This is a genomic window from Microbacterium sp. IEGM 1404 (assembly GCF_030056775.1).
In the GTDB taxonomy this organism is placed as follows: Bacteria; Actinomycetota; Actinomycetes; order Actinomycetales; family Microbacteriaceae; genus Microbacterium.
In genome coordinates this window covers 99,817-112,785 of the sequence record NZ_JASHKP010000003.1, presented here as the reverse complement: position 1 = coordinate 112,785, position 12,969 = coordinate 99,817, and the positions used below count along the sequence as shown (strand labels likewise).

Annotated in this window: 7 protein-coding genes; all 7 read right to left on the bottom strand. The window is 72.3% G+C overall.

The window, feature by feature from the left end; genetic code table 11:
- Positions 1 to 17: 17 nt before the first annotated feature.
- The 7 genes from rpoB to QM517_RS11175 all read right to left on the bottom strand — a co-directional run bounded on the left by rpoB (position 18) and on the right by QM517_RS11175 (position 12,965).
- Positions 18 to 3,512: a DNA-directed RNA polymerase subunit beta gene (gene rpoB, locus QM517_RS11205; RefSeq protein WP_283287483.1), complete on the bottom strand. Its 3,495-nt coding sequence runs from the start codon at positions 3,510 to 3,512 to the stop codon at positions 18 to 20.
- 269 nt (positions 3,513 to 3,781) lie between these two features.
- Entirely contained in the window at positions 3,782 to 5,326 is a 1,545-nt protein-coding gene (locus QM517_RS11200; RefSeq protein WP_283287481.1) for an urea amidolyase family protein, read from the bottom strand.
- Positions 5,327 to 5,337: 11 nt separating this feature from the next.
- A complete protein-coding gene (locus QM517_RS11195; protein WP_308208903.1) occupies positions 5,338 to 6,093 on the bottom strand; it encodes a 5-oxoprolinase subunit PxpA in 756 nt (251 codons plus the stop codon).
- A gap of 98 nt (positions 6,094 to 6,191) precedes the next feature.
- Positions 6,192 to 7,022: an MBL fold metallo-hydrolase gene (locus QM517_RS11190; protein ID WP_283287477.1), complete on the bottom strand. Its 831-nt coding sequence runs from the start codon at positions 7,020 to 7,022 to the stop codon at positions 6,192 to 6,194.
- A complete protein-coding gene (atzF, locus tag QM517_RS11185; RefSeq protein WP_283287475.1) occupies positions 7,019 to 8,689 on the bottom strand; it encodes an allophanate hydrolase in 1,671 nt (556 codons plus the stop codon). The genes QM517_RS11190 and atzF overlap by 4 nt, the downstream gene beginning before the upstream one ends.
- Positions 8,686 to 12,288, bottom strand: coding sequence for an urea carboxylase (uca, locus tag QM517_RS11180; RefSeq protein WP_283287473.1), 3,603 nt, complete (start codon positions 12,286 to 12,288; stop codon positions 8,686 to 8,688). Before uca ends, atzF begins: the two co-directional genes overlap by 4 nt.
- The gene (locus QM517_RS11175; RefSeq protein WP_283287471.1) at positions 12,285 to 12,965 is read right to left on the bottom strand and encodes an urea amidolyase associated protein UAAP2; all 681 of its coding nucleotides are present in this window, start codon (positions 12,963 to 12,965) and stop codon (positions 12,285 to 12,287) included. The genes uca and QM517_RS11175 overlap by 4 nt, the downstream gene beginning before the upstream one ends.
- Between the last annotated feature and the right edge of the window lie 4 nt (positions 12,966 to 12,969).

The following is a 12,969-nucleotide window of genomic DNA, read 5'->3' as shown; positions in this document are numbered from 1 at the left end:
TTCGTTGCCTGGCCGGGTCAGATCTCGTCGATGGACGAGGACTCGAAGCGGCTGGAGATGTTGATGCCGAGCTCTTCGGCGGCGCGGAAGGCGTCGTCGTCGGTGTCACGGAGGTTGACCGCCGTGCCGTCAGCCGAGAGGACCTCGACGTTCAGGCAGAGCGACTGCATCTCCTTCATGAGCACCTTGAAGGACTCGGGGATGCCGGGCTCCTGGATGTTCTCGCCCTTGACGATCGCCTCGTACACCTTGACGCGGCCGAGGATGTCGTCGGACTTGATCGTGAGGAGCTCCTGCAGCGCGTATGCGGCGCCGTAGGCCTCGAGCGCCCACACCTCCATCTCACCGAAGCGCTGGCCACCGAACTGGGCCTTACCGCCGAGCGGCTGCTGGGTGATCATCGAGTAGGGGCCCGTCGAGCGAGCGTGGATCTTGTCGTCGACGAGGTGGTGCAGCTTCAGGATGTACATGTAGCCGACCGAGATGGGCGCCGGGAACGGCTCGCCGTGACGACCGTCGAACAGGATGGTCTTCCCGGTGGAGTCGATCAGTCGCTCGCCGTCGCGGTTCGGGATCGTCGAGTCGAGCAGACCCGCGATCTCGTCCTCGAAGGCGCCGTCGAACACGGGGGTCGCGACCTTGGTGCCGGGCGCGGCCTCACGGGCCTGCTCGGGCAGGTGCGCGGCCCACTCGGGCGTGCCCTCGACCTTCCAGCCCTGCTGGGCGATCCAGCCGAGGTGGAGCTCGAGGACCTGGCCGAAGTTCATTCGACCGGGGATGCCGAGCGGGTTGAGCACGACGTCGACCGGGGTGCCGTCGGCGAGGAAGGGCATGTCCTCGATCGGGAGGATCTTGGCGATGACACCCTTGTTGCCGTGGCGGCCGGCGAGCTTGTCGCCCTCGGTGATCTTGCGCTTCTGGGCGATGTAGACCACGACGCGACGGTTGACGCCCGAGCCGAGCTCGTCGTCGCCGTCCTCGGCGTTGAACTCCTTGACGGCGATGATCGTGCCCTGCTCGCCGTGGGGCACCTTCAGCGAGGTGTCACGGACTTCGCGGCTCTTCTCGTTGAAGATCGCGCGGAGCAGGCGCTCCTCGGCCGACAGCTCGGTCTCTCCCTTGGGCGTGACCTTGCCGACGAGGATGTCGCCGGGACGCACCTCGGCGCCGATGCGGACGATGCCGCGCTCGTCGAGGTCCTTCAGCAGGTCGGGGCTGACGTTGGGGAGGTCACGGGTGATCTCCTCCTTGCCGAGCTTGGTGTCGCGCGCGTCGACCTCGTACTCCTCGATGTGGATCGACGAGAGCGTGTCGTCCTTCACGAGGTCCTGGCTGAGGATGATCGCGTCCTCGAAGTTGTGACCCTCCCACGTCATGAACGCCACGAGGAGGTTCTTGCCGAGGGCGAGCTCGCCGTTCTCGGTCGCGGGACCGTCGGCGATGACCTCGCCGGCCTCGATGCGCTCACCGGCCGAGACGACCACGCGCTGGTTGTAGGACGTGCCCTGGTTGGAGCGGTCGAACTTCCGGAGGAAGTAGTCCTGGGTGCCGCCCTCGTCGAGCTGGATGGTCACGACGTCGGCCGAGACCTCCAGGACGACGCCCGCCTTCTCGGCGGTGACGACGTCACCGGCGTCGATCGCGGCGAAGCCCTCCATACCGGTACCCACGACGGGCGACTCGCTGCGCACGAGCGGGACCGCCTGGCGCTGCATGTTCGCACCCATGAGGGCGCGGTTGGCGTCGTCGTGCTCGAGGAACGGGATGAGCGAGGTCGCCACCGACACCATCTGGCGCGGCGAGACGTCCATGTAGCCGATCTCGTCGACGGGGAACAGGTCGACCTCGCCACCCTGGCCGCGGCGGGCCAGGATGCGGTCCTCGACGAAGTGGCCGTCGGCCTTGAGGGCGACACCGGCCTGAGCGACGATGTGGTCGCTCTCCTCACTCGCGGTGAGGTAGTCGATCTGGTCGGTCACGCGACCGTCGACGACGCGACGGTACGGGGTCTCGATGAAGCCGAACGCGTTGATGCGCGCGAACGAGGCCAGCGAACCGATCAGACCGATGTTCGGGCCTTCCGGCGTCTCGATCGGGCACATGCGGCCGTAGTGCGAGGGGTGGACGTCACGGACCTCGACGCCGGCACGCTCACGGGACAGACCACCGGGGCCCAGCGCCGAGAGGCGACGCTTGTGGGTCAGACCCGCGAGCGGGTTGTTCTGGTCCATGAACTGCGACAGCTGCGACGTGCCGAAGAACTCCTTGATCGCGGCCACGACGGGGCGCACGTTGATCAGGGTCTGCGGCGTGATCGCCTCGATGTCCTGCGTGGTCATGCGCTCGCGGACGACGCGCTCCATGCGCGACAGACCGGTGCGGACCTGGTTCTGGATGAGCTCGCCGACGGCGCGGATGCGACGGTTGCCGAAGTTGTCGATGTCGTCGACGTCGAGGCGGATCTCGGCGGCCTGGCCGTGACGCACGCCGTCGAAGGCGGTGTCGCCGCGGTGCAGACGCACGAGGTACTTGATCGTGGCGACGATGTCGTCGACGGTCAGCACCGAGTCCGACAGCGGCTTGTCGAGGCCGAGCTTCTGGTTGATCTTGTAGCGACCCACCTTCGCCAGGTCGTAGCGCTTCGGGTTGAAGTAGAAGTTGTCCAGCAGCGCGCGGGCGGCCTCGGCGGCGACCTGCTCGCCCGGACGGAGCTTGCGGTAGATGTCGCGGAGCGCGTCTTCCTTCGTGAGGATCGTGTCCTTCGACAGCGTCTCCTCGATGGAGTCGAAGCCGGCGAACTCGGCGAGGATGTCCTCGCTGGTGAGGCCGAGGGCCTTGAGGAAGACGGTGACGGACTGCTTGCGCTTGCGGTCGATGCGCACGCCGACCTGGTCGCGCTTGTCGATCTCGAACTCGAGCCAGGCACCGCGCGAGGGGATCACGCGCGCCGAGACGATGTCCTTGTCGGACGTCTTGTCGGGCGTCTTGTCGAAGTAGACACCGGGCGAACGCACGAGCTGCGACACGACGACACGCTCGGTGCCGTTGATGATGAACGTGCCCTTGTCGGTCTGGAGCGGGAAGTCGCCCATGAAGACCGTCTGGGTCTTGATCTCACCGGTCTGGTGGTTCATGAACTCGGCCTCGACGTACAGCGGGGCGGCGTAGGTCTTGCCGCGCTCCTTGCACTCTTCGATCGAGTACTTCTCGGGCTCGAGGTACGGGTTCGTGAACGAGAGCTGCATGGTCTCGCTCAGGTCTTCGATGGGCGAGATCTCCTCGAAGATCTCCTCGAGACCGCTGATCTCGGGCACATCGGTGCGCCCGGTCGCCTGGGCTTCGGCGACGCGCGCCTTCCAGGCCTCGTTGCCGACCAGCCAGTCGAACGACTCGGTCTGCAGCGCGAGCAGATCGGGAACGGTCAGCTTGTCGGAGATCTTCGCGAACGAGAGGCGGGATGCGCCGCGTCCGCTCTTCGGGGTGGTGGTGGATGCGTTGCTCGCAGCAGCCAAGGGAAAAACCTCCAGAAGCCCGGGCGAGGGGCTCGTGATTCCTTGTCGTCAGGTGGAGTGCGTTCCTGCCCCGATAACCTGCGAGTCGCACACCGCGGTGAAGCGGGGACGGGCAGGCTCAGCCGACCACCATATGAGGGCAGGGGGAATCGAGGAGCGCAAAGTCCAAGCATACGCGGGAGGACGCGCCGTGTCCAGTCGAATTCTTGACGACTTTGCGTACCTGCGGTATAACCGCGGGCGCTCCTCCGGGATTCCCGCGTCCGACCCTACCGAGACCCGCGGAATCGCACGCGATCACCGGGCCGGACCTGCGCGAGTCGATCGAGCGTCGCATCCGTCACCACCGCGATCACGGGGTACCCGCCGGTTACGGGCCCGTCGGCGAGCAGGATGACCGGACGCCCGTGGGGCGGTACCTGCAGGGCGCCGGGCCGCATGCCCTCGCTGGGGAGTTCGTCGTGCCGCACCCGTTCGAGCGCCGGACCGTCGAGACGGATGCCGACCCGGTCGGCGTCGCGCGAGACGGTCCACGTCGCCTCGCCCAGGGTTCGCCGGGCGGCGGGCGTGAACCAGTCGGCGCGCGGACCGGGGGCGACGTCCACGTCGATCGAGGAGTCCGGCACGGACCACGGGAAGACATCCACGACGGGGATCGGATGCGACGCCTCGCCCGCGCGCAGCACGTCGCCGGCGCGGAGCGCGGGCGGTCCGAGCGACGCGAGCACGTCGTTAGAGCGGGACCCGAGCGTCTCCGGTCCCGTGACCCCGCCGCGCACGGCGAGCACGAAGCGCGCACCCCCGCGGGCGACACCGATCGACAGCTCGGCGCCGGCGGGGAGGAACACCGGGGTGTAGGCATCCACCGCCCTTCCGTCGAGGTGGAGATCGCCGAGCGCGCCCGTGACAGCGACCCACGTGTCACGCTCGGCGACGGCGCGGAATCCGCCGAGCACGATCTCGACGCCCGCGGCATCCTCGGCGTTGCCGACCAGGCGGTTGGCGATGCGGAGTGCTCCGCGGTCGAGCGCGCCGGACCGTGCGACGCCGAGCGCGGCGCGTCCGGGGCGGCCGAGGTCCTGCACGGTCGCGAGAGCGCCGGGGGCGACGATGCGGAGCGCGGGGAGGCGGGAGGAGATTCCGGGATCGGAGGATGCCGCGGCGGCATCCGCCCCTCCGCTCGCCGAATCCCCTCCCGTGGCCGCCGACACGGCCGCGCGCAGGGGCACGAACCGGACGCGGGCGCCGGGGGCGAGGAGCACCGGGTCAGCGGCATCCGGATCGAAGAGCGGAGCATCGGTGGTGCCGATCAGGCGCCAGCCGCCGGGGGTCTCGCGGGGATAGGCGCCCGAGAAGCCGCCGGCGAGACCGATCGACCCGGCGGGGACGCGGGTGCGCGGTTGCGCGAGCCGCGGGACGTCGTGGGGCCAGGCGTCGCTCACCAGGTAGGCGAACCCGGGGGCGAAGCCCGTGAAGGCGACGGTCCACTCGGCGCCGGCGTGCCGCGCCACGAGGTCGGCGGGACGGATGCCGAGCAGGGCGGCCGTCTCCTCAAGGTCGGGGCCGTCGTACCGCGTCGGGATCTCGACGAGCGCGCCGGGTGCCGTGGCATCCGGAGGGGTCTGCCCGACCGAGAGGATCCACGCCCGGACCGCGGCGGGGGCGATGCGCGCCGGGTCGAAGGCGACGAGCACGGTGCGGGCCGCCGGGACGAGGTCGTCGACACCCGCGGGCGGGCTCGCGGCGAGCGCCGCATGGAGTCCCAGGACCCGGGCGAGATCGTCGACCTCGGCCAGGATCGCCCGCTCCCCCATCGGCCGCAGTGTCACCACGGCGCGCGTACCTCTATATGCGCCGCGTCCAGTGCAGCCCGCACGGCGCGGGCCATGGCGACCGCGGCGGGGGTGTCGCCGTGCAGGCACAGGGATGCGGCATCCACCGTGAGGGACGTGCCGTCGACGGCATCCACCGTCCCCTCGAGGGCCAGGCGCAGCGCGCGGTCGGCGACGCGAGCGGGGTCGGCGATGAGCGCTCCGGGCCGGTCGCGCGGCACGAGCCCGCCGCTCGCGGTGTATCCGCGGTCGAGGAACGCCTCGGGCACGAACGGGAGTCCCGCGGATGCCGCGGCCTCGACGATCGCACCCGGGAGACCGAGCACGGGCAGGGGTCGGCCGAGGCGGGCGGAGTGGTCGGCGATCGCGGCGACGACCGCGGCGGCCTGCACCGGGTCGGCGGAGACCGCGTGGTATAGGGCACCGTGGGGCTTCACGTAGCGGAGGTCGGCGCCGGCGGCCTCGAGGGCATCGAGCTGACGGGCCACACTCGCGCGCAACTCGGACGCGGGCGGGTCGCGGCGGATGCGGCCGAAGTTCGCGCGGTCCTCGTACGACGGGTGCGCGCCGATCGCGACGCCGAACCGCGCCGCGCGCTCGACCGAGGCCCGCATCGAGGCGTCGTCACCCGCATGCCCGCCGCACGCGACGGACGCGCTGCTGATGACCGCGAACATCGCCTCGTCGTCGGCGGTCGGCATCCCGTCGCGCGTCTCTCCCAGGTCGGCGTTGAGGTCCACGCCCCTCACGCTACCCACGCTTCGCGCGCGTGAGTCGCCAGGATTTGTCGCTTCGCCGGCCGCGGAGGCGACAAATCTTGGCGACTCACGCCCCCAAGCGGCGGGGGTCAGCGGGAGCGGACGATCGCCGACCAGACCGGGAAAGCGGGGTCGTGGGCGGGCCAGACCTCGGAACCGGGGCGGCGGTGGAGGGACGCCAGGCGGGAGATCGCGCGATCGGCGAGCGCGGGGCCGTCGTCGCCCACCGTCGAACCGCAGCGGACCTCGCGCTCGATGTTGTCGAGCAGGTCCGCGGCGTCTCCGGCCAGGACGACGGTGCGCTCGGGCAGCTCGACGGCGAACGACTGGTGCCCCGGGGTGTGCCCGGACGTGTCGATCGCGGTGAGACCCGCGGCCAGCGGCGTATCGCCGTCGAGCAGGCCGAGGGTGAGGCCGTCGCGGTCGAGGTCGGCGCGGAAGAGGAAGTTCCCGCGGGCGTCGGTGGTCTCGTTGACGTGCTGCCACTCCCTCCGCTGCAGCAGCAGCGGCTGATCGGGAGTGAGCAGGCGGGCGGCACCGGTGTGGTCGAAGTGCGAGTGCGTGAGCAGCGCCGCCGCGAGATCGTCGAGGTCGAGCCCGGCCTCGGCGATCTGGTCGACCAACGGGTCGCCGGGCGGGACGATCGGCGTGTAGTTCTCGTAGTCGAAGGATGCCGTGCGCGTCGCGCGGTCGCGGATGCGCGCCGGGTCGAACCCACCGTCGACGATCGCCCACCCCTCGTCGAACACGACCGCGACCGCGGTCACCGGCTCCATGAGGAACCGGAAGCTGCTGCCGCCGTGGAGGGACACGGCCTCCGGGATCGGCTCGTACGCCACGACCATGGGGACCAGGCGCCGCGGCCGCCCGCCCAGCCGCAGCGGCGGCAGGTCGGCGTGATCGACGACCGTCGAGCTCACGCCGTCGCCGCCCGGTACGCGCGCCACCCGCCGTGGGCGGTGATGTCGGTCGCGCCCTCCAGGGCGACGGCCTCGCACAGGAAGCCGGCGACACTCGACCCGTCGGAGAGGACGGCGGAACCGATCCCCATGGGTGCGGGCAGATCCGCGACGAAGCGACCGAACCCGGCGGCCGGAAGCCGCCACACCTCCCCCGCGATCGCGGCGCCGCCCTCGGCCGCGCGGGCGAGGCCCGGCTTCGGCGGAACCGTGTCGAGGGCGTGGAGCCGGTACTGCGCGGCGGTCTCGACTTCGGCGACGAACGTTCCGCCCGCGGCGACGAGCTGGTGGTTCAGCGGCTGCCCGCGCAGGTGCGCGCCCACGACGAGGAGGTCGACGGACGGCGCCTGGATGCGTTCGGCGAGCTGCGCGAGCGTGCGGTCGGCGAACGGCGCACCGGTGAGCATCACCCCGAACGCGCGGCCACCCACCACCCCGGCGGGGACGGCGAGCGCGCTCCGGTCGAGCAGGTTCGCGAAGTTCGTGTACCGACCCATGCGGCTGTTGGCCCCGACCGGGTCGGCCGCGACCTCGTCGAGGGTCGGATGCCACGTGGTCGTCGGCGTGAGCAGCGCCACGGTCCCGTCGAGTCGGCGCAGCCCCTCGGCCCCGAGGCGGTCGAGACGTTCGCGGTCGCGGAAGTAGTCCGCGGCCCGCGCCTCGGCCCCGCCGAGCACGATCCCGGCGACCGTGGGGTCGAGGTCGGTGCCGACGAGCTCGGGGTGGGCGGCGATGAAGTCGCCCACGGCCGCCGTGCGCTCGGCGACGAACGCCCCGCCGTAGAGCAGCGACGCGGCCTCGAGGAGCGGCGCGATGTCGACCTCGACGATCTCGACCCCCGAGGCGGCGAGCGCCGCGACGACACCGGCGAAGGCTTCGGCCCAGCCGTCAGCGAGTCCCTCGAGGTGCTCGGGCGTCGGGACGGCCACGCGCGGGCGCGCGTCGAGCGGCGGCGCGGGGCGGTCCTCGCGGCCGAGCGGATCGATCCCGTCGGGGCCGGCCATGAGCTCGGCCGCGGCGCGGGCGTCGGACAGGTCGCGCGCGAACACCGTGACGCAGTCGAGCGTGCGGCACGCGGGCACGACGCCGGTGGCGGGCACGAGCCCGACCGTGGGCTTCACGCCGACGATGCCGTTGAGCGCCGCGGGCACGCGACCGGAACCGGCCGTGTCGGTGCCGAGCGCGAGGTCGACGACGCCGAGGGCCACGGCCACGGCCGATCCCGAGCTGGAGCCGCCCGAGATGCGGGTGGGGTCCCACGCGTTGCGCACGGCGCCGAACGGACTGCGGGTGCCCACGAGTCCGGTGGCGAACTGGTCGAGGTTCGTCTTGCCGATCACCACGGCCCCGGCCGCGCGCAGGCGCGCCACCGCGGTCGCGTCGCGCTCGGGACGGTACGCGTACGCGCGGCTCCCGGCGGTGGTCGGCATCCCCTCGACGTCGATGTTGTCCTTCACCGCGACGACCGTGCCGGCGAGCGGCAGGCGCTCCCCCGCCGCGACGCCGAGATCGACCTCGGCCGCCTCGGCGAGAGCGTCGTCCTCGTCGCGGACCGTGATCCACACCTCGGGGCGGTCGACCTCGCGCATCCGGGCGTACGCGGCGCGGACCCGCTCGACGGCGCTCACGCGTCCACCGCCACGGCGGCGAGCAGCTGACCCGCGGCCACGGTCTCGCCGGGCCGTACGAACACCTCGGCGACGGTCCCCGTCACCGGCGACCCGATCGGGGTCTCCATCTTCATCGCCTCCAGCACGATCATCTTCTCTTCCTTCTGCACGGCCGCTCCCTGAGCGGCATCCACGCGCCAGACCGCGGCGGCGAACGGCGCGGTCACCCCCACAGTTCCGGGCGGCAGCTCGCGGCCCGCGGTCGGGGCCGCGGCAGGTGCCTCGTCGACGCGGTCGAACTCGCCGCTCGCGCGCCACCGCTCGCGCTCCTCGTCGAAAGCGCGGCGCTGGCGCTCACGGAACGCCTCGATCCCGGGCGCCTCGTCGGCGAGGAACCGCTCGTACTCCGCCAGGGCGAACTCGCCCTCGACGGTCTCGAAGTCGCCGCGCCCGGCATCCACGTCCGCCCGGAGGTCGAGGAGCTCCTCGGCCGAGACGGGGTACCAGCGGATGCGGTCGAAGAACCGCAGCGCCCACGGGTTCTCGGCGAACAGCCCGCCGCGGCGGAAGCGGTTCCAGATCTGCACGGTGCGGCCGACGAACTGGTAGCCGCCCGGGCCCTCCATGCCGTAGATGCACATGTACGCGCCGCCGATGCCGACGGAGTTCTCCGCCGTCCACGTGCGCGCCGGGTTGTACTTCGTCGTGACCAGGCGGTGGCGCGGGTCGAGCGGCGTCGCCACCGGCGCCCCGAGGTACACGTCGCCGAGCCCCATCACGAGGTACTGCGCGTCGAACACGGTGCGGTAGACGTCGTCGACGCTGTCGAGGCCGTTGATGCGGCGGATGAACTCGATGTTCCACGGTGTCCACGGGGCGTCGTCGCGGACGCCCGCCATGTACCGCTCGATCGCCAGTCGCGTCGCGGGATCGTCCCACGACAGCGGCAGCCGCACCTCGCGCGACGGCACGACGAGCTCGGACGTCGGCGGCAGGTCGTCGTCGAGCTCGCGCAGCAGTCCCACGAGTTGCGACGCGCGCAGCACCGAGGCATCCGTGTGCACCTGGAGCGACCGGATGCCGGGGGTGACGTCGAGGATCCCCTTCGGCGCCTCCTGCGCGAGGCGTTCCTGCAGCGCGTGCACGCGCATGCGCAGCCCCAGGTCGAGCACCTGGTCGCCGAACTCGACGAGGACGTTGTCGTCGCCGTCGCGGCGGTACGTCGTCCGCGGGCGGAGGACGCGCTCGCCCTCGACCTCGGCCTCGCGCGACGCGATCACGCCGTCGTCGCCGTCGCCCGTCCCGACGAGGGCGGGGGCGGCGATCGCCGGGTCGAGCGTGGCGGCATCGGCCTCGCGCACCGGCGCGAACCGCACGACGTCGCCCGGCCGCAGCTGCCCGAGCTTCCAGAGATCCCCGGATGCCACGACCACCGGGCACACGAACCCGCCGAGGCTCGGCCCGTCGGGGCCGAGGAGCACGGGGGTGTCGCCGGTGAAGTCGAGCGCGCCGACGGCGTAGGGCGTGTCGTGGATGTTCGAGGGGTGCAGCCCCGCCTCGCCGCCGTCGGTACGTGCCCACGCGGGCTTGGGGCCGGTGAGCCGCACGCCGGTGCGGGCGGAGTTGACCTGGACGCGGTACTCCGCGGAGTACAGCGCATCGATGTCGGCGCGGGTGAAGAACTCGGGGGCGCCGTGCGGCCCCTCGGTCACCGCCAGGACCCAGGTCGTGTCGAGGTGCGGGCGTCGCTCCGCGAGGATCGGCGCCGGGTCGGCGATCGCGGCGGCGCCGGGGCGCAGCACGTCGCCGGTCACGAGCGCGCGGCCGCCGTGCCCGCCGAAGCCGCCGAGCGTGAAGGTCGACGCGCTCCCGAGGTACGACGGCACGTCGAGGCCGCCGCGCACGGCGAGGAACACGCGCATGCCCGGGCCCTCGGCGGTGCCGATGCGCAGCACGCCGCCCGCGGGAACCTCGATCGGCTCCCACTGCGCGGCGGCGACACCGTCGACCTCGACCGCGACCGGCGCTCCCGTCACGGCGACGACCGAGGCCACGCTGAAGCGCAGGGTCGGACCGGTCAGCGTGATCTCCAGGCCCGGCGCCCCCTCGGGGTTGCCGACGGCGAGGTTTGCCTCGCGGAAGGCCACGGCATCCATGGGCCCCGACGGCGGGACGCCGATCTGCCAGTACCCGACGCGTCCGGGGAGGTCCTGCACGGTCGTGAGCATGCCGGCATCCACGACGTCGATGCGCGGATCGGGGTCGCGCGCGTCGTCGAGGGTCCCGGTGTCGTGCGCGACGGCACGGACGCGCGGGTCGTTCACGATCTCGCGGATCATGCCGGCGCCGGTGACGATGCCGTCGATGCGCGTGTCGGCGAGCGCGGCGGAGAGCCGGTCGAGCGCCTGATCGCGGTCGGTGCCGTACGCGATGACCTTGCCCAGCAGCGGGTCGTAGAACGGCGACACCTCGCTGCCGGCCTCGACCCAGGCGTCGACCCGGATGCCATGGCCCTCGGGCAGCTGGACGGCGGTGACGAGTCCGGTGGACGGGGTGTTGCCGCGGTCGGGGTCCTCGGCGTAGATGCGGGCCTCGACCGCGTGCCCCCGGGGTTCGCGGGCCTCCGCGAACAGTTCGTCGGGCACCGCGTCGGGGCCGCCGCCGGCGAGATCCAGCATCAGGCCGACCAGGTCGACGCCGAACACCGCCTCGGTGACCGGGTGCTCGACCTGCAGGCGCGCGTTGACCTCGAGGAAGTACGCGCGCTCGGCGACGGGGTCGTAGACGAACTCGGCCGTCCCGGCGGAGCGGTACCGGATGCCGGATGCCAGGGCCGCCGCGGTGCGGTGCAGTTCCGCGCGGACTTCCGGCGGGAGTCCGGGCGCAGGCGCCTCCTCGACGACCTTCTGGTTGCGACGTTGGAGCGAGCAGTCGCGGTCGCCGAGGACCGCGACGCGGCCCGCGCCGTCGCCGAAGAGCTGCACCTCGACGTGCCGGGCGGGGCGCACGAACTTCTCCAGGAACACCCCGGGCGTGCCGAAGCTCGCCTCGGCCTGGCGGACCACCGCGTCGTACGCGGCGCGGAGCTCGGTGGCATCCGCGCACACGCGCATGCCGATGCCGCCTCCGCCGCCGGTGGCCTTCAGCATCACGGGGTAGCCGATGACGGATGCCGCGGCCTCGGCCTCATCGACCGACTCGAGCACGCCGGTGCCGGGGAGGAGCGGCACACCCGCCGCCTCGGCGAGCGCCCGCGCGCGGTGCTTCAGACCGAAGGCCTCGAGCTGCTCGGGCGTCGGACCGACCCACGCGAGCCCCGCGGCCTCGACGGCGCGTGCCGCGTCGGCGTTCTCGGCGAGGAACCCGTACCCCGGGTGGACCGCACCGGCGCCCGTGGCGCGGGCGGCCTCGAGGATCGCGTCGATGCGAAGGTACGACTCCGCGGCGGGGGCGGGACCGAGGCGCACGGCCTCATCGGCCTCGCGGACGTGCGGGGCGGCGCGGTCGGCGTCGGAGAACACCGCGACCGTCCGAAGTCCCCGCTCGCGCGCGGAGCGCAGGATGCGGCGGGCGATCTCGCCCCGGTTGGCGACGAGGAGCGTGTCGAAACCGGTCACGGGCGCGTCCCCACCATGCGCAGCGGCGTGCAGCTGAAGTCGTTGCACGGGTTGTTCATCTGCGGGCAGTTCGACACGATCACGAGCACGTCGCGCTCGGCGCGGAGGGCGACGCGCTTCCCGGGCGCGGACATGCCGTCGACGATGCCGAGCGACCCGTCCTCCTCGACCGGGACGTTCATGAACCAGTTGAGGTTCGACACGAGGTCGCGGGCGCCGAGGCCGTAGCGCGCGGCCTCGGCGAGGAAGTTCTCGCGGCAGCCGTGCTGATAGAGCGTGTGGTGGCCGTAGCGGAGGGTGTTCGACTCCTTGGAACAGGCTCCGCCGATCGTGTCCTGCCGGTCGACCTCGTTGCCGACCACGGTCATGAGCGGGAGGCCGAGGTTGCTCCGCAGCACCGTGCCGGTGCGGACGTAGACGTTGCGCTGCCACGCGATCGTGTCGGCGGCGCTGTAGCGCTCGTCGGTGTCGTCGGCCGCGTAGACGAGGAAGTCGGCGGACTGGTTGCCGCCGACGTCGACGATCGTGAGGACGTCGCCGGCGCGGACGATGCCCGACCACGGTCCGCGCGGCGCGACGCGCTCGTCGAGCACGACTTCGCCAGGAACGAGGGGCTCTGACCAGTCGAGGGGGACGCCGTCGGCGTGGACGGGACGTTCGGGAACGGTGGTGATCATGACG